The sequence below is a fragment of the Ruegeria sediminis genome (assembly GCF_005938215.1).
GTDB classification, from domain to species: Bacteria; Pseudomonadota; Alphaproteobacteria; order Rhodobacterales; family Rhodobacteraceae; genus Ruegeria; species Ruegeria sediminis.
In genome coordinates, this window is sequence record NZ_VCPD01000004.1 from 112,933 (window position 1) to 129,343 (window position 16,411).

The window sequence follows — 16,411 nt, forward strand, 5'->3', positions numbered from 1 at the left end:
CGGAGACATGCGCAGCTTCATCGCGATTCCCGTCGCCGACGACACCGCCAAGGCATTGGCCGCGCTGCAGCGGCGCCTTGCCGTCGGCCGCCCCCTGCCGCGCGACAACCTGCACCTGACGCTGGCCTTTCTGGACGACCAGAGCGAGGAAACCCTCGAAGCCCTGCACGAGGAGCTGCAGCAGATCCGCTGCGCGCCCTTCGCCCTGTCCCTTGCCGGGCTGGGCCAGTACGGCCGCGCGGTTCATCTGGTGGTGTCGGATACGCCGGCCCTGACCGCGCTGCATGGCAGCATCGGCCGGGCCGTCAGCCGCGCCGGGATCAGCCTGCCGCGCCGCCGGTTCCGCCCGCATGTCACCATCATCCGGCTGAAACCCGGAACCCGGCTGCGGCGCCTGCGCGAGGATGTCGCCGGCTTCCGCTACGAGGACATGCCGGTCGACCGTTTCGCGCTGTACGGCTCGACCCTGCATCCCGAGGGCGCGCGGCACGACTGCCTTGCCGACTATCCGCTGGCTTCGACCGCCCGGAACGAGACCGGCGAGTCGTAGAGCAGACCCGCCAGGTCCGAGAACCGGCTGCCCGGATCGGTCAGGCCCAGCATCGCATCGCGGATCGCCGCCGCGCGGGCCGCGCCGATGGCCGGGGCGGCAAAGTCCATGTACTTGCCGATCACCTCGTCCCGGCTCATCGGCGCTTCGGGGCCGCCGCGGGCATGGGTGTCGCCGGAGTCGAGAACGCGGCCGTCGGTCGTGGTGATCTGCACGTCCGCCCAGCGCCCACCCGGGAACCGCTCGCTGTGTCTGGCGGTTTCACTCACCGAGATCCGCTCCATGAAGCGGGCGACGACCGGGTCCTTGAGCCCGGCGCCCGAGATGTGCTCGACCCCGATCCGCCCGTGAACGGCCTGCACCGCCACCGCGAAAGGCAGCGAATACTGCGCCTGCGAGGTGGTGTCCGGTATGCCCGCGAACAGGCAGGCTGCCTGGTGGAAGCTGTTGATGTGAACGCGGGCGATCTGATCATGGCCCAGGCCGTGCTCCAGCATCAGCGCGCGGGTGCCGTCGATGGCGGCATGGGCCCAGCGGCAGATCGGATAGGGCTTCACGTATTGATGCTCCATCTGCCAGAAGGTTCCCAGGTCCTGCCAAAAAGGCGCGGCCCGGTCTTCCTCGATGGTGATGGCGGGCGCGCCGGTGAAGCCGCGTTCGGCCAGAACCGCCGCCGACATGCCGACCAGCGCCCCCCAGCCCGAGCCGTCATGCAGCATGGTGGGATTGGCGATCTCGCGCATCATCTGGCTGCGGGGGCCGTGATATTCGGCGATGCCCATCGCCTGCCGCATCTGTTCGCGCGTGTGCCCGCGCAGGCGCGAGGCCATCGCGACGACGCCCAGCGCGTTCCACGCGCCCGAGGTGTGATAGTCGCTGACCGTGGCGTGCAGCGCGAGCCCGGCGCGGCCGGCGACCTCGTAGCCGGTGATCACCGCCGCCAGCGCCTCGGGGCCGGTCAGGCCGGGAAGATGCTCGGCCAGCGCCGCCAGCGCCGGGATCACCACCACGCCGATATGACCCTTGGTCGGGTTGTAGCCGTCATGCCCATCCAGGTTGTCGGTCTGCGTGGCGGCGGCATAGGCCGCGCCCGCCATGCTGACCGGCCGTCCGTCGAACAGCATCCGCGCCGAATAGGCCGGGTCGGAACTGGCATAGAGCAGCGCGGCGGTGTCGCGGGCGATCACCCCGGCCTCCATCGGGCCTGCGGCGATCAGGATGCCCATCGTGTCCAGCGCCATCAGCGCCGCCGCCTCGCGGGCGCTGTCGGGCATGTCGCCCGGCGCGCGGTTCAGGGCGAAATCTGCGACGCGGTTGAATGTTTCGGACATGACGGTTCCTCCCTTGCCTTGCCCTTTCAGCCTCTCAGACGTTCCCCGGCCGGATCGAACGGCGGTTCCGCCAGCAGCACCGCCTTGTGCGGCTTGCCGAGGATGTAGATCTCGACCGCGTCGCCCGGCCTCGCCACGTTCGGGTTGGCGTAACCGATGGCCAGCGACTTGCCGACGGAATAACCGAAGGCGCCGGAGGTCACCCGCCCCACCGACTTGCCGTCCGGGGTGAAAACCGGCTCGCCGCCGGTGGCGTCGGCGTCATGCGCCACCTCGACCTCGAAGATCGACAGCACCTCGCGCGGGGCGTTGTCCTTGACCGCAAGATAGGCGTCCTTGTGCAGGAAATCCTTGTCGAGCTTGATCAGGCCCGCCAGCCCCACCTCTTGCGGCCAGTATTCCTGGGAATATTCCCGGCCCCAGGATCCATAGCCCTTTTCGATCCGCAGCGAGCCCAGCGCGCGGCCGCCCACGGGGCCGCCGTCGAACTTGCGCGCCGCCTCGAGAAGCGCGGCATAGAGCCTGATCTGGTCTTCTTCGGCGCAATGCAGCTCCCAGCCGAGATCGCCGGTGAAACTGACCCGGATGGCAAGGCAGGTGACGCCCGCCACTTCGATCGTCTTCGAGCGCATGAATCGGAAGGCGTCGTTGGACAGATCCGCGTTGGTCAGCCGCTGCAGGACGGAACGCGCCTTGGGCCCGGCCACGTTGAAGCCCGCGATGCGGTTGGTGGCCACTTCCAGGGTGGTCCCCTCGGGCAGCTCCACCATGTTGAAGAACCGCTGGTGATAGCGCTCGGCCATGCCCGAGCCGATCATCATGTACTCGTCCTCAGCCACCTTGGTGATGGTGAAGTCGCCCGCAACGCCGCCCCGCACCGAGATCAGCGGCGTCAGGCAGGACCGGCCCACCTCGGTCGGCACCCGGTTGGCGACCAGCCGGTCCAGCCAGTCATGCGCACCCGACCCCTTGATGACGTAATTGGCGAAGTTCGAGATGTCGATCACGCCCACGCTCTCGCGCAGCATCCGGACCTCGCGGCCGACCGGCTCCCACCAGTTCTGGCGCGTGTAGCCGTTGGTTTCCACCGCGCCGGGCCGGTCCGCGAACCAGAGAGGATGTTCCCAGCCGCAGTTCAGGCCGAAGACGCAGCCCATGTCCTTCTGCATCTGGTAGGCGGGGCGCACCCGCGCCGGCCGGCCGGCCGAGCGTTCCTCGTTCGGGAAATGGATGGCGAAGCGGTGGGTATAGGCGTCCTCGACCCGGGCCTTGGTGAATTTCTTGTCGGCCCAGTCGCCGAAACGGGCCAGATCCCAGGCGAACATGTCGTATTGCGGCTCGCCCTCGATCATCCATTGCGCCGCCAAGAGGCCCAACCCGCCCGATTGCGAGAAGCCGGGGATGATGCCGGTGCAGCAGAAATAGTTCCTCAGTTCCGGCACCGGCCCCCAGATGGCGTTCGAATCCGGGGACCAGATCATCGGGCCGTTGATGACGCGCTTGACGCCCGCGGTGGCCGCGACCGGCACCCGCTCGGTGGCGCGGATCACGTTCTCCATGATCCGGTCCAGGTCGTCGGGGAACAGGTCATGGGCGAAATCCAGCGGCGTGCCGTTTTCCGCCCAGAATTTCATGTCCTTCTCATAGGCGCCGATCAGCAGGCCGTTGCCCTCCTGCCGGAAATAGTATTCGCCGTCGCGGTCCGCGATCGACGGCAGGCGGCGGCCCAGCTTTGCGACCTCGTCGATCGACTCGGTCACGAAATACTGGTGCTCGGTGGGCTGCAGCGGCAGTTCGATCCCCGCCAGCGCCGCCACCTCGCGCCCCCACAGCCCGCCGGCGTTGACCACCCACTGCGTGCGGATGTCGCCCTTGGCGGTGCGCACGATCCACGAGCCGTCGGGCTGCTGCTCGGTGCCGATCACCGGGCAGAACCGTTCCACGGTCGCCCCCATCTTCCGCGCGCCGGCGGCATAGGCCATGGTCACGCCCGACGGGTCCACGTTGCCGCCCTCGGGTTCGTACATGATGCAGCGGATGTCGTCGAACTGCGCCAGCGGGTGCAGTTCCATCGCCTGTTCGCGGCCGATCTCGTAGAAGTTCAGCCCGTAGAATTTCGCCTTGGCCTCCTGCAGGCGCAGCTGGTGCTCGCGGTTCTCGGTCTGCGCCAGATAGAGCGAACCCGGCTGGAACACGCCGCAGCCTTGGCCTGTTTCCTTTTCCAGCTCCTTGTAGAGGTTCATCGTGTAGTGCTGGATGCGGGTGATGTTGTTGTTGTCGTGCAGGCCGTGAATGTTCGCCGCCGCATGCCAGGTCGATCCGCTGGTCAACTCGTCCCGCTCGAGCAGGATCACGTCGGTCCAGCCGAGCTTGGCGAGGTGATAGAGGATGGAGCAACCGACAAGGCCACCTCCGATCACGACGGCCTGGGCGTGGGTTTTCATGGGCATTCACTCCTGATTTCGTGACGCGGCGCGGAATCCCGGTGCGTCGATTTTGCCGGAGTGAGCCACAGTGCGCGGTTCAGTTATGCTCTGTTCCCGACGCCCGATGTCGGGAACGGAGGATTATCCGCCGGTTTTCGGGCCGTTCCAGCAGGATCGCGCCAACCGCCGCGCGATGCCCGGGTCAGATCCGTTCCGGCGGCGCGGCCTGTTCGTCCCGGTCCCTGTCGCGGCCATAGACCCCGACCGCCGCGGCGACCAGCAGGCCCAGCAGGACGTAGCCCGTGATCGCCTCGGCCACGGCGATGAACCTGCACATTCCGACCGGCAGCAGATCCCCGAAGCCCAGGGTCGTGAAGGTCACATACGAGAAATACAGCGCGTCCGCGGGCGACCTGGCGCCGAGCACGCAGAGATCGTAATACCCGAATGCCCCGTAGACGGCGGCGAACAGGAAGGGCACGACCTGAACGAAGGAAATGCCCATCAGCAGCAGTTGCCGCCGCGCCGAGTGAACCATGGTCATGTGGTACCAGGTCTGCGAGAACAGCCAGATGGCAAGCCCCGCCGTCGAGATCGTTCCGACCGTCACCCCGGCCGCGGCATCGGTCAGACGCGACAGCAGGTAATAGGCAAGAACGCTGACGACGACCAGCCCGAGAGCGGCAATCAGGGTCGTCCTCCATTCATCCGACGTGCTCGGGTTTCGCGACATGAGGGCTCCGCATGGGTTCGGTTTTCCGGATCATCCGCTGCCGACCGCCCATCCGCAACCTGAAATGAGGCGGCGCGGTTCAGAGAATGCCCATGTGCCTTTCGCCGCGCGCCCGGGCCAGGGCGATCTGTTTCTGCCGTTCGCGGAACCGCATCTTGTCCGCCTCCGAGGTCTCGGCGATGCAGCGGTGGCAGGACACGCCCTGTTCATATTCCGGGCGGGTCTTGTCCTGGGGCAGGATCGGGCGGCGGCACCCGTGGCACAGCTCGTGCGGACCTTCGACCAGCCCGTGACCGACCGATACCCGGTTGTCGAAGACAAAGCACTCGCCCTGCCAGGCGCTGTCCTCGGCCGGGACCTCCTCGAGGTAGCGCAGGATGCCGCCCTTGAGGTGGTAGACCTCTTCGACCCCCTGCCCCAGCAGGAAGTTGGTCGATTTCTCGCAGCGGATGCCGCCGGTGCAGAACATGGCGATCCGCTTGTTGTGGAAGCGGTCCTTGTTCCGTTCCCACCAGGCCGGGAAATCGCGGAAACTTTCCGTATCAGGGTCGATTGCGCCCTCGAAGGTGCCGATGGCGACCTCGTAGTCGTTGCGGGTGTCGATCACCGCCACGTCGTCGGCGCGGATCAGGTCGTTCCAGTCCCGGGGCTCGATATAATGGCCGACGCGGGCGCGCGGATCGATGTCCGGCTGGCCCATGGTCACGATCTCTTTCTTCAGCCGCACCTTCATCTTGCCAAAGGGCGGCTGCTCGGCGCTGGCCTCTTTCCAGTCCAGATCGGCGCAGCCCGGCAGCGCGCGGACATGTGCCAGTATCGCGTCGATGCCGGCGCGGGGGCCGGCGATGGTGCCGTTGATCCCCTCCTGCGCCAGAAGCAGCGTGCCCTTGACGGCTTGCGTTTGGCACAATTCCAGTAGCGCGGGTTTGAGCGCGGCGGGGTCGTCGAAGCGGGTGAAGTGGTAGAGCGCGGCAATCGTGTACATGGCCGCGATCTAATGCCCCGGGGTCCGGGGGGCAAGAGCCCGGATTGACCTGCGCCCGCGCGCGTCCTACCGATAGGGCAGCGCAAGGAGACCGCCATGACCCATGCCCTGCTCGTGATCGACGTCCAGAACGATTTCTGCCCCGGCGGCGCGCTGGCCGTGCCCGGCGGCGACGAGGTGGTCGCGCCGATCAACGCGATGATGGAGGATTTCGACGCGGTGATCCTGACCCAGGACTGGCACCCGCCAGGTCATTCCTCGTTCGCCAGCAGCCATGCGGGCAAAGCGCCGTATGACCTGATCGAAATGCCTTACGGCCCGCAGGTGCTGTGGCCGGACCACTGCGTGCAGGGAACCGGAGGCGCGGCCTTTCACAGCGATCTGCGGACCGATGCGGACCTGATCCTGCGCAAGGGGTTCCGCGCAGCGATCGACAGCTATTCGGCCTTTTTCGAGAATGACCGGACCACGCCGACGGGTCTGGAAGGGTACCTGCGCACGCGCAGCATCGACCGGCTGACCCTTGCCGGGCTGGCCACCGATTTCTGCGTTCATTTCTCGGCGGTGGATGCGGCGCGGCTGGGCTTCGGCGTTTCGGTCAGGATGGAGGCGTGCCGGGCGATCGACCTGGACGGGTCGCTTGCCGCCGCCGAACGGGCCATGCGGGATGCGGGCGTGAAGCTTGTGTGACGACGAAGGCGTTCAGTCGGAGAACGTGTCCGCAAGACACTTGATCAGCGCGAACGCGATCGCGGCCAGGCCCACGCCGATTCCGACCCGAAACAGGGCCTTCCGGCGGGCCGAGGGCGCCTGGTCGGTTTTGCCTTCGACGACCTGCATGCTTGCGGGGGTGATCAGCGGCTTGGCGGTCAGGATGTGGTCCAGGAACCCCGCAAGCTCAAAGTCTCCGCAATATTCGCCCCTGAGCCGGGTGTTCTTCATGTCGCCAACCAGTTGCCGCAGGATCTGGTTGCGCGCCTCTTCGTCCTCGGCCGGGTAATACCCCGCCGGCACGCCGCTGTCATAGGTGTTCAGGCCGAAGCCGGAATTCAGGAACAGCCGCCGTATGGCGGGCGACGCGGCGCGCAGGGCGTCGGCGGTCCTGACGTCCCGGAACAAGGCGACCTTATTCTTCTTGCCGCCCTGCTTGATGCCGCTTTGACGGAGCAGCTCCAAAAGTTTTTCATTCTCAAAAAGGTCGTCGGACATAATCGTAAGAATGTCAAAATCGTACCTTAAACCCATACGAACCACTCAGCACTGGTATTTCCATCGCCAGTATCCGGAAAACAGGCGCAACAATTAAGCCCGGAATGTGACCTGACCTAGCCATTGTCTTCAATTCGGATGCTCTTGCCAAGCATTCCGGTGATTGGTCTAACAGTGGAAATTGCGGGAGTTTGAAATGGTCGACATCGCGACACGCGTCTACAATCACAAGTGGAAGATCGACCCCATCGTCCGATCCCTGATTGATACGGACTTCTACAAACTCCTCATGTGCCAGTCAGTGTTTCGAAATAAGCCGCAAACGGACGTGGTTTTCTCTCTGATCAACCGCTCGAATCACATTCCCCTGGCCGAGTTGGTCGATGAAGGCGAGTTGCGCGAACAGCTGGACCACATCCGCTCGCTCGGCCTCAGCCGCGGCGAAAGCACCTGGCTGCGCGGCAACACGTTCTACGGCAAGCGCCAGATGTTCCGCCCGGATTTCATGGAGTGGTTCGAGAACCTGCGCCTGCCGCCCTACCATCTTGAACGCAAGGGCGACCAGTACGAGCTGACCTTCGAGGGCAAGTGGCACGAGGTCATGCTGTGGGAAATCCCGGCGCTGGCGGTTCTGATGGAGCTGCGCTCGCGCGCGGTGCTGGACCAGATGCGGCGGTTCGAGCTGCAGGTGCTCTATGCCCGCGCCATGACCCGCGTCTGGGAGAAGATCGAGAAGCTGCGCGAGATCGACGGGCTCAGCATCGCCGATTTCGGAACCCGGCGGCGGCATTCCTTTCTGTGGCAGGATTGGTGCGTGCAGGCGATGATCGAAGGGCTTGGCAGCGCCTTCACCGGCACCTCGAACTGCCTGATCGCGATGCGGCGCGAGGTCGAGGCGATCGGCACCAACGCCCATGAACTGCCGATGGTCTATTGCGCGCTGGCCGAAACCGACGAGGAACTGGCCAAGGCCCCCTACGACGTGCTGAGCGACTGGCACGAGGAGCATGAGGGCAACCTGCGCATCATCCTGCCCGACACCTACGGCACCAAGGGGTTCCTGGCGCACGCGCCCGACTGGCTGGCCGGGTGGACCGGCGTCCGGGTCGACAGCGGCGACCCCGCCGAGGGGGCCGAGATCGCGATCGGCTGGTGGAAATCGCGCGGCGAAGACCCGATGCAGAAACGGATCATCTTTTCCGACGCGCTGGACGTGGACAAGATCGTCGAATTGCACGCACGGTTCTCGGGGCGGGCCAAGGTCTCGTTCGGCTGGGGCACGCTGCTGACCAACGATTTCCGCGGGCTGGTCCCCGACGACCGGCTGGCCCCGTTCTCGCTGGTCTGCAAGGCGGCCGCGGCCAATGGCAAGCCGACCGTCAAACTGTCGGACAATCCGGAAAAGGCGATGGGACCCGAGGACGAGATCGAACGCTACAAGCGGGTCTTTCACGTCGGCAAACAGGCGGCGATCAAGGTCGAGGTCTGACGCCGCCCCTAGCCGTGATGGGCGGCGACCGTCTTAAGCTGCGAAAAGCCGTATAGCGCCTCGAACCCCTTTTCCCGCCCGTGACCGGATTTGCCGACGCCGCCGAAAGGCAGTTCCACCCCGCCGCCGGCGCCGTAGTTGTTGATGAAGACCTGTCCCGCGCGCAGACGTTTCGCCAGGCGCATCTGCCGCGCGCCGTCGCGGGTCCAGAGGCTGGCGACCAGACCATAGTCGGTGCCGTTGGCGATTGCCACGGCCTCGTCCTCGGTATCGAACGGGATCAGCACCTGCACCGGTCCGAAGATCTCGTTTCGCGCCAGCACGTGGTCCGGCGGCACGTCGGCGAACAGGGTGGGGCGGACATAGGCCCCGGTCCTGGGCGCGTGGTCCACGATCTGCCCCTGCGCCGCCACGGTCAGATCGGCGCCCCTGGCGAGAAACCCCTCGACGATCTCCTTCTGGCGTTCCGAGATCAGCGGGCCGAGGCGGAGATCCTCGGCCGCGGGGCCGACGGTGAGCTGCCCATAGGCCTCGACCATCCGCGCCTTCACCTGATCGTAGATGCCGCGCTGCGCCAGGATGCGCGACGAGGCCGAGCAGGTCTGGCCCGCGTTCTGGATGCCCGCGTTGACGAGGAACGGCAGGGCCGCGTCCAGATCGGCGTCGTCAAAGACCAGTTGCGGCGACTTGCCGCCCAGTTCCAGCGTCACCGGCACGACGTTGCGCCCCGCCGCCTGTGCGACTTGCGCGCCGGTGGCGACCGAGCCCGTGAACGAGATGTGTTGCACGCCCGGATGGCCGGCCAGCGCCGCCCCGGCCTCGGCCCCCAGCCCCGGAACCACGTTCAGCGCGCCGGCGGGCAGCCCCGCCTCGGCGGCCAGATGGGCAAAGGCCAGCGCGGTCAGGCAGGCCTCTTCCGCCGGTTTCAGCACGCAGGCATTGCCCATCGCCAGCGCCGCCCCGACCGAGCGGCCGATGATCTGCATCGGATAGTTCCAGGGCACGATATGGCCGGTCACGCCGTGCGGCTCGCGCAGGGTATAGACGGTATAGCCGTCGAGATAGGGAATGGTCTCGCCCGTCACCTTGTCGGCCGCACCGCCGTAGAATTCGCAATAGCGCGCCAGCGCCAGCGCATCGGCGCGGGCCTGGGTCAGCGGCTTGCCAACATCCATCGCCTCGAGCGTGGCCAGTGTTTCCGCCCGCTCCTGCACCAGCTGGCCCATCCGTGTCAGGATCCGCCCCCGCTCGAGCGCGGTCATGCGGCCCCACGCCCCGTCCCGCGCCGCCTGCGCCGCCTTGACGGCGGCCTCGACATCGGCGGGCCCGCCCCGCGCGATCCGGCAGATTTCGGTTCCGTCCGAGGGATTCACCAAGGTCAGGGTTCCGCCCGCCGCGGCCTGCCAGGTGCCGCCGATCAGGCATAGACTCGGGTCGAACCAGATGGGGTCGGTCATAGGGAACTCCTTGTCACATGGGCGCGAAATGCGGCTCTGAGCAGGCGTATTCCGCGTGTCCGGGGTGAGTCTGGCATCAGGCCGCCCCCCGTCCGAAATCCGGCAGGCGCGGGGCGGCCGCGATAAGCGCCCGGGTATAGGGGTGCTGCGGGTCGGAAAAGACCTGTTCGGTCTCGCCCTGTTCGACGATCCTGCCGGCACGCATCACCATCACCCGGTCGGTGATCGTGCGCACCACGCTCAGGTCGTGGCTGATGAACAGATAAGTCAGGTCATAGGCCGCGCAGAGCTCGGCCAGCAGATCGAGGATCTGCGCCCGCACCGAAACGTCGAGCGCCGACACCGCCTCGTCGAACAGGATCAGCTGAGGCCGGGTGATCAGCGCGCGGGCGATGGCGATGCGCTGCCGCTGGCCGCCCGAGAATTCGTGGATGTATTTGCCGGCATCCTCCGGCGTCAGTCCGACGGCGGTCAGCATCTCGGCGATGCGGTCCTGCCGCTCGGAGCCGGTGGGCGGTGCCTGCAGCAGGTGGAAGGGCTCGGTGATCAGGCGCGCGACCCGGTGACGGGGGTTGAAGCTGCCGAACGGGTCCTGGAACACAACCTGCATCTTGCGGCGAACCTCGAGGTTGGGCCTGTGCCCGGCAAAGACCGGCTGCCCGTCCAGCAGGATCTGACCCTGCTGCACGTCCTCAAGCCCCAGAATCGCCCGTGTCAGGGTCGATTTTCCGCAGCCGGATTCGCCCACCAGCCCCAGGCGCTCTCCGCGGTTCAGGGTAAAGCTCACGTTGTCGACGGCCCTGTGATGGCCCGGATCCCCGAACAGCTTCGTCCGCGGGAGGCGGTAGTCGCGCACAACCCCGTTAAGGGCGAGCAGCGGCGCGCGGCCGGTCGCATCCGGCAGGCTGACCTGGTGGCTCGACGCCTCGAACAGCATCCGGGTGTAGGGGTGGCGCATGTTGGCCAGCAGGTGACGGGTCGGCCCGGTCTCGACCACTTCGCCGCGGCGCATCACGACGATCCGGTCCGCCATGCCCGCCACCACCGCCAGGTCGTGGGTGATCATCAAGAGGCCCATGCCGTATTCCGAAACCAGCCCCTTGAGCAGGTCGAGGATCTGCGCCTGCGTGGTGACGTCCAGCGCCGTCGTCGGCTCGTCCGCGATCAGGAGCCTTGGCCGCAGCGCAATGGCCATGGCGATCACCACGCGCTGGCGCTGCCCGCCGGACAGTTCGTGGGGATAGCGGCCCAGGGGGAACTTGTCGGGCGGCAGGCCGACACGGGTCAGCACCTCGCGCGCGCGGTCCTGGGCCTGATCCTTCGGCATCGCCTTGTGGATCAGGATGGTCTCCATCACCTGGTCGCCGATGGTCTTGACCGGGTTGAGCGCGGTCATCGGCTCCTGGAACACCATGCCGATCGAGGCGCCGCGCAGGGCGCACATCTCGGCCTCGGGCCGGTCCAGCAGTTCCTTGCCGTCCAGCAGGACCGACCCCGCCGTCCGCGCCCCGTTCGGCAGCAGTTGCATCACCGCCAGCGCCGTCATCGACTTGCCCGAGCCGCTTTCGCCGGTGACGGCCACGATCTGGCCCGGGTCGATGGACAGGCTCACGTCCTTGAGGATGCCGGCGGCATGGACCGAAAGCGACAGGTTGGTGATCGCAAGCAGGCTCATGCGCGGGCCACCCTGATGCGGGGGTCCAGCCAGTCGCGCAGCCCGTCGCCCATCAGGTTCAGCCCAAGCACTGTCAGGATGATGGCGAAGCCCGGGATCAGCGCCAGATGCGGCGCGATGCCGACCATGGTCTGCGCATCCGCCAGCATCCGGCCCCAGCTGGGGGTCGGCGGCTGCGCGCCGAGACCCACATAGCTGAGCCCCGCCTCGGCCAGGATGCCGAGGGAGAACTGGATGGTGCCCTGCACGATCAGCAGGTTGGCCACGTTCGGCAGGATGTGCTCGGCCGAGATGCGGGCAGCGCCCTTGCCGGCGACGCGCGCGGCCATGATGAACTCGCGCTCCCACAGGGACAGCGCCGCGCCGCGGGTGATGCGGGCGAAGACCGGGATGTTGAAGATGCCGATGGCGATGATCGCGTTGATCGCGCCGGCCCCGAACACGGCGGTGATCAGGATGGCGATGACCAGCGACGGGAAGGCGAAGACCAGGTCGTTGCCGCGCATGATCAGCTCGTCCAGCCACGAGCCCTTGCGCGCCGCCGCGGTCAGCCCCAGCGGCACGCCCAGCGCCATGCCGATTCCCACCGCCACCAGCGCCACCGCGATCGAGGTGCGCGCGCCCACCATGATCATCGAGAACATGTCCCGCCCGAAATGATCGGTGCCGAACCAGTGCTGCGCATCGGGCGGCTGCAGCTTGGCGGGGATGTCGAGCGCCGCATGGTCGTAGGGCGTCCAGACGAACGAGATCAGGGCCGCCAGCACCACCAGCGACGACAGGCAGGCGCCGAGGATCAGGTTGCGGCTCATGTGCGGCTCCTCAACCGGGGATCGACCGCGGCATAGGCGAGGTCCACCAGGAAATTCACGATGATCACCGCAAACACCAGCAGCATCACTACGGATTCCACCACGATCAGGTCGCGCGACGAGATCGCCTGGAACACCAGCCGCCCCAGCCCGGGCAGGTAGAAGACCTGCTCGATGATGATGGCCCCGGCCAGCAGGAACGAGAATTGCAGGCCGATGATGGTCAGCACCGGGATCAGGGCGTTGCGCACCCCGTGCCGCCACAACGCCTGGCGGCGGGAAAGGCCCTTGGCGCGGGCGGTGCGCATGAAATCCTCGCCCAGGATGTCCAGCAGCGCCGACCGCATCACGCGGGCCAGGATGGCGGCCTGCGGCAGGGCCAGCGCGATCGCGGGCAGGGTCAGGGAATGCAGCCCGGTCCAGATCCCGTCCTCCCACCCGGCGAAGCCGCCGGCGTTGAAGAGGCGCAGGTTGATCGCGAAGATCAGCACCAGCATCATCGCGAACCAGAAATTCGGCACCGCGATCCCCAGCTGCGTGGCGCCCATCACCGCGATGTCGCCCGGCTTGCCGCGCCGGGACGCGGCGTAGATGCCCGCCGGAAAGGCGATCGCCGTGGACAATGTCAGGGCATAGAGCGCCAGCGGCAACGACACCCACATCCGGTCGGCGATCATGTCGGATACCGGTGTCCGGTAGGTGTAGGAAGTGCCGAAATCCCCCGTCAGCATCCCGCCGACCCAGTTGAAGTACCGCTCGTGCTTGGGCACGTCCAAACCCAGCTCGGCCCGCAGCGCCGCCAGCGTGTCCGGCTGCGCATTGACGCCCAGCATGAACGAGGCCGGGTCGCCCGGCGCCACTTCGATCACGGCGAATATGACCACCGAAGCGACCGCCAGGCTGAGGCAGAGCGAGATGAGGCGTTTGAGCGAATAGCGAAGCATCCCCGCCACGTTAGGCGCGGTTGCGGCTACGGTCCAGAACCTAGGACGGCACCAGCAGATAGGCGAAAACCGCGTAGCCGACGATGGCGGCATAGCCCAGCGGGTAGATCCACTTGATGGCGTAGTTGTCGAGCTTGCGCGCCAGCGCGTCGCGCCCCGAAACCTTGATCTTCCGCAGCACCACGTTGAAGACGATGATGGCGCCGGTCACCACGAACATCCATTGCAGGATGAAATCCAGGAAGGTCAGGTATCCGAGCTTGGGCAGGTCGGCCGAGATCGCCCAGTTGAAGGCGACGAAGACCAGCAGGTTGGCGCCCGAGATCTCGATCCGCTTGCGGTATTCGTCCAGGAAGAACAGGGTCCAGCTGACGGTGACCAGCACCAGCATCGGCAGGAAGACACGGATGACGTAATAGGTCAGGTGGCGGTTGCCGTCGAAAACCAGCGCCACCTGATCGCTGACCCGTCCCGACAGGCCGATGACATGGGATTTCTCCAACCTGGCATTGCCGAGGATCCATTCTTCTTCGCCCAGCTGGTCGCCGAGGCCGGAAAACTGGTGCAGGGGTTCGTAGCTCACGAATTCTGAGGGCAGGATCGAGACCACCTCGAAGTGGAATTCCTGCGTGTCGAACGGGTACTTGAGAAAGTTGAAATGCGGTGCCTGCAAGGTGAGGTTCGATTTCTCGACATAGATCACGCTGCCGTCGCTGCTGACGGCGGCGGCGGATTCGTGGATCCAGCGGTTGGACTGCTGATTGTGGATGACGAAGGCGGGAAGGACCGTGCCGATGGATTCGGCATGATCCGCCAGTGACCTCGGCGCCACCACGCGAATGTCACGGCCCACGACCTCGGGATCGAAGGCCAGCGCCGGATCCTTCCATTCGGCCCGGATGACCACGACGGCGCCGTAGTTCTCGGATTTCTGGTCGACGCTGGTGATCTGGTCGATCTTGATACCGATGCCGACCTGCAGCGGGGAGTCCGGTTTTCCCAGCACCGTCTTCATGTCACCGCGGAACAGGTCCTGCGCCTTCGCCGGAAAGCTCGCGGCGATCAGCCCGGCGAATGCCGGGACGACGAGAAAGCCGAAGAACCTGAGGCACTTGGAAAAGAACATGGCCGGGCCAAAGCCTTGAAAGAATGCAGGAGGCCCAGTGTAGGGCCTCCGGCGATTCTTGTCACTCGGCCCAGGTGATGGCGGACAGGTCCGTCGCCGCCGTCGGCGCGTTGACCCACAGACCCTGGACGCCCGCCTTGGCCACGCTCAGCGCCGCCAGCTGGAAGAGGAAGCCGTTGACGTAATCCTCGGCGATCATGCGCTGCGCATCGCCCAAGAGCTTGTTGCGCTCGTCCGGGTCGGTGGTCTTGGTCAGCGTTTCCATCAATGCCTGGAACTCGGGCTTGTCATACTGGAAGTAGTAATCCGGCCGGGCGTAGATGCCGATGTCCATCGGTTCGGTGTGGCTGACGATGGTCAGGCCGAAATCCTTGCCCTTGAACACGCTTTCCAGCCACTGCGCCCATTCCACGTTGATGATCTCGGCCTTGATGCCGACCTCGGCCAGCTGCGCCGCGATGATCTCGCCGCCGCGCCGCGCGTAGGAAGGCGGCGGCAGGTGCAGCGTGGTTTCGAACCCGTCGGCAAAGCCCGCCTCGGCCAGCAGCGCCTTGGCCTTTTCCGGGTCGTAGGCCGAGTTGCCGGTCAGATCGACATAGGCCGGATGGTGCGGCGCGAAATGGGTGCCGATCGGCGTGCCGTATCCGAACATCGCGCCGTCGATGATGGCCTGACGGTCGATGGCATGGGCAAGCGCCTGGCGCACGCGGACGTCGTCGAAGGGCGGCTGCTTGTTGTTGGTGGACAGGATCGTCTCGCCCTCGGTCGAGCCGACGAGGACCTGGAACCGCGGATCGGCCTCGAATTGCGGCAGGTTTTCGGGCGCCGGGAAGCCGGTGAAGACATCGACATCCTCGGCCATGACCGCGGCGAAGGCGGCGGTCGGGTCCGAGATGAACTTGAACGTCGCCATCTCGAGCGCCGGCTGCTCGCCCCAGTAGTCGGGGTTGCGCTCCAGCACGATCTTGTCGCCCTGCACCCATTCGCCGAACTTGTAGGCGCCGGTGCCGACCGGGTTGGTCTTGATGTTCTCGATGCTTTCCGGCGCCACGATCACCGCGTCGCCCCAGGCCATGTTGAACAGGAAGTTGCCGTCCGGTTCGCTCAGCGTGACCTTCACGGTCAGCGGGTCCACGACCTCGACCGCCTCGATCCCGGCGAACAGAGCCTTTTGCGCATTGGCGCTGTCCTCGGCGCGGGCGCGGTCGAGGCTGAACTTGACGTCCTCGGCATCCATCGCCGTGCCGTCGTGGAAGGTGACACCCTCATGCAGCTTGAAGGTGTAGACCTTGCCGTCATCCGAGATCTCCCAGCTTTCCGCCAGGCCCGGAACGATCGAGCCGTCGCCCATGAACCGCGTCAGCCCTTCGAAGACGTTGGCGTAGACCACCGAATCGATGGCCTGCGCGGCGGCGCTGGTCGGGTCCAGATGCGGCGGTTCAAGCTGCATCGCGATGGTGATGTCGGACTGCGCCCAGCCCTGCGTTGCGAACAGGCTGGCGCTCACCGCCAACGCGGATGCGAAAGCCCGGTACATTGGCTGTCCCATGAAAATCCCTCCCCTGAAGTATCGGTCATTCCGCGCTTTCGGCGCGGACGATCCCCCTCACTGTTCCCCCAAACCTTGGGGCAATCAAGGAATTGTTGGCGCAACCGGTCTTTCTTGGACGGGCC

Annotated in this window: 14 protein-coding genes; 3 read left to right on the forward strand and 11 right to left on the reverse strand. The window is 66.2% G+C overall.

All coding sequences use genetic code 11. From position 1 onward, the window contains the following. The first annotated feature begins 7 nt into the window (after positions 1-7). Complete coding sequence (gene thpR / locus FGK63_RS12105) at positions 8-550, forward strand: RNA 2',3'-cyclic phosphodiesterase (RefSeq protein WP_138842560.1); 543 nt, start codon at positions 8-10, stop codon at positions 548-550. On the opposite strand, the gene FGK63_RS12110 is transcribed toward thpR, so the two are convergent. The 4 genes from FGK63_RS12110 to trhO form a co-directional block, all read right to left on the reverse strand. Then, positions 505-1,881 (reverse strand): MmgE/PrpD family protein, encoded by a 1,377-nt coding sequence (locus FGK63_RS12110; protein WP_138842562.1) that lies wholly within the window; start codon positions 1,879-1,881, stop codon positions 505-507. The two genes, thpR and FGK63_RS12110, sit on opposite strands and share 46 nt — an antisense overlap. Positions 1,882-1,907: 26 nt before the next feature. After that, entirely contained in the window at positions 1,908-4,325 is a 2,418-nt protein-coding gene (locus FGK63_RS12115) for a GcvT family protein (protein WP_138842564.1), read from the reverse strand. 184 nt (positions 4,326-4,509) lie between these two features. After that, on the reverse strand, positions 4,510-5,040 hold the full coding sequence (locus tag FGK63_RS12120) for a potassium channel family protein (protein ID WP_138842566.1): 531 nt from the start codon (positions 5,038-5,040) through the stop codon (positions 4,510-4,512). A 79-nt stretch (positions 5,041-5,119) separates the two neighbouring features. After that, positions 5,120-6,025, reverse strand: coding sequence for an oxygen-dependent tRNA uridine(34) hydroxylase TrhO (trhO, locus tag FGK63_RS12125; RefSeq protein ID WP_138842568.1), 906 nt, complete (start codon positions 6,023-6,025; stop codon positions 5,120-5,122). Between the two features lie 96 nt (positions 6,026-6,121). Between trhO and pncA the strand changes: the two genes are divergently transcribed. Next, positions 6,122-6,715: a bifunctional nicotinamidase/pyrazinamidase gene (gene pncA / locus FGK63_RS12130; RefSeq protein WP_138842570.1), complete on the forward strand. Its 594-nt coding sequence runs from the start codon at positions 6,122-6,124 to the stop codon at positions 6,713-6,715. A gap of 12 nt (positions 6,716-6,727) precedes the next feature. On the opposite strand, the gene FGK63_RS12135 is transcribed toward pncA, so the two are convergent. Beyond that, the gene (locus tag FGK63_RS12135; protein WP_218961134.1) at positions 6,728-7,234 is read right to left on the reverse strand and encodes a hypothetical protein; all 507 of its coding nucleotides are present in this window, start codon (positions 7,232-7,234) and stop codon (positions 6,728-6,730) included. A 196-nt stretch (positions 7,235-7,430) separates the two neighbouring features. Between FGK63_RS12135 and pncB the strand changes: the two genes are divergently transcribed. Further along, positions 7,431-8,723: a nicotinate phosphoribosyltransferase gene (pncB, locus tag FGK63_RS12140; RefSeq protein WP_138842574.1), complete on the forward strand. Its 1,293-nt coding sequence runs from the start codon at positions 7,431-7,433 to the stop codon at positions 8,721-8,723. Between the two features lie 8 nt (positions 8,724-8,731). On the opposite strand, the gene FGK63_RS12145 is transcribed toward pncB, so the two are convergent. The 6 genes from FGK63_RS12145 to FGK63_RS12170 all read right to left on the reverse strand — a co-directional run bounded on the left by FGK63_RS12145 (position 8,732) and on the right by FGK63_RS12170 (position 16,286). Next, positions 8,732-10,180 (reverse strand): aldehyde dehydrogenase family protein, encoded by a 1,449-nt coding sequence (locus tag FGK63_RS12145; RefSeq protein WP_138842575.1) that lies wholly within the window; start codon positions 10,178-10,180, stop codon positions 8,732-8,734. A 76-nt stretch (positions 10,181-10,256) separates the two neighbouring features. Further along, on the reverse strand, positions 10,257-11,855 hold the full coding sequence (locus tag FGK63_RS12150) for an ABC transporter ATP-binding protein (RefSeq protein WP_138842577.1): 1,599 nt from the start codon (positions 11,853-11,855) through the stop codon (positions 10,257-10,259). Beyond that, positions 11,852-12,667, reverse strand: a complete 816-nt coding sequence (locus FGK63_RS12155) for an ABC transporter permease (RefSeq protein WP_138842579.1) — start codon at positions 12,665-12,667, stop codon at positions 11,852-11,854. The genes FGK63_RS12150 and FGK63_RS12155 overlap by 4 nt, the downstream gene beginning before the upstream one ends. Continuing rightward, positions 12,664-13,611: an ABC transporter permease gene (locus FGK63_RS12160; RefSeq protein WP_138842581.1), complete on the reverse strand. Its 948-nt coding sequence runs from the start codon at positions 13,609-13,611 to the stop codon at positions 12,664-12,666. The genes FGK63_RS12155 and FGK63_RS12160 overlap by 4 nt, the downstream gene beginning before the upstream one ends. 40 nt (positions 13,612-13,651) lie before the next feature. Continuing rightward, positions 13,652-14,737 carry a ligand-gated ion channel gene (locus tag FGK63_RS12165; protein WP_138842583.1) on the reverse strand — a complete coding sequence of 362 codons (1,086 nt, stop codon included), beginning with the start codon at positions 14,735-14,737 and terminating at the stop codon, positions 13,652-13,654. 61 nt (positions 14,738-14,798) lie between these two features. After that, positions 14,799-16,286 (reverse strand): ABC transporter substrate-binding protein, encoded by a 1,488-nt coding sequence (locus FGK63_RS12170; protein WP_138842585.1) that lies wholly within the window; start codon positions 16,284-16,286, stop codon positions 14,799-14,801. Positions 16,287-16,411 lie beyond the last annotated feature (125 nt).

Coding starts and splice junctions, on each gene's coding strand:
- thpR (WP_138842560.1), top strand. CDS start 8: ATGCGCAGCTTCATCGCGATTCCCGTCGCCGACGACACCGCCAAGGCA.
- FGK63_RS12110 (WP_138842562.1), bottom strand. CDS start 1,881: ATGTCCGAAACATTCAACCGCGTCGCAGATTTCGCCCTGAACCGCGCG.
- FGK63_RS12115 (WP_138842564.1), bottom strand. CDS start 4,325: ATGAAAACCCACGCCCAGGCCGTCGTGATCGGAGGTGGCCTTGTCGGT.
- FGK63_RS12120 (WP_138842566.1), bottom strand. CDS start 5,040: ATGTCGCGAAACCCGAGCACGTCGGATGAATGGAGGACGACCCTGATT.
- trhO (WP_138842568.1), bottom strand. CDS start 6,025: ATGTACACGATTGCCGCGCTCTACCACTTCACCCGCTTCGACGACCCC.
- pncA (WP_138842570.1), top strand. CDS start 6,122: ATGACCCATGCCCTGCTCGTGATCGACGTCCAGAACGATTTCTGCCCC.
- FGK63_RS12135 (WP_218961134.1), bottom strand. CDS start 7,234: ATGTCCGACGACCTTTTTGAGAATGAAAAACTTTTGGAGCTGCTCCGT.
- pncB (WP_138842574.1), top strand. CDS start 7,431: ATGGTCGACATCGCGACACGCGTCTACAATCACAAGTGGAAGATCGAC.
- FGK63_RS12145 (WP_138842575.1), bottom strand. CDS start 10,180: ATGACCGACCCCATCTGGTTCGACCCGAGTCTATGCCTGATCGGCGGC.
- FGK63_RS12150 (WP_138842577.1), bottom strand. CDS start 11,855: ATGAGCCTGCTTGCGATCACCAACCTGTCGCTTTCGGTCCATGCCGCC.
- FGK63_RS12155 (WP_138842579.1), bottom strand. CDS start 12,667: ATGAGCCGCAACCTGATCCTCGGCGCCTGCCTGTCGTCGCTGGTGGTG.
- FGK63_RS12160 (WP_138842581.1), bottom strand. CDS start 13,611: ATGCTTCGCTATTCGCTCAAACGCCTCATCTCGCTCTGCCTCAGCCTG.
- FGK63_RS12165 (WP_138842583.1), bottom strand. CDS start 14,737: ATGTTCTTTTCCAAGTGCCTCAGGTTCTTCGGCTTTCTCGTCGTCCCG.
- FGK63_RS12170 (WP_138842585.1), bottom strand. CDS start 16,286: ATGGGACAGCCAATGTACCGGGCTTTCGCATCCGCGTTGGCGGTGAGC.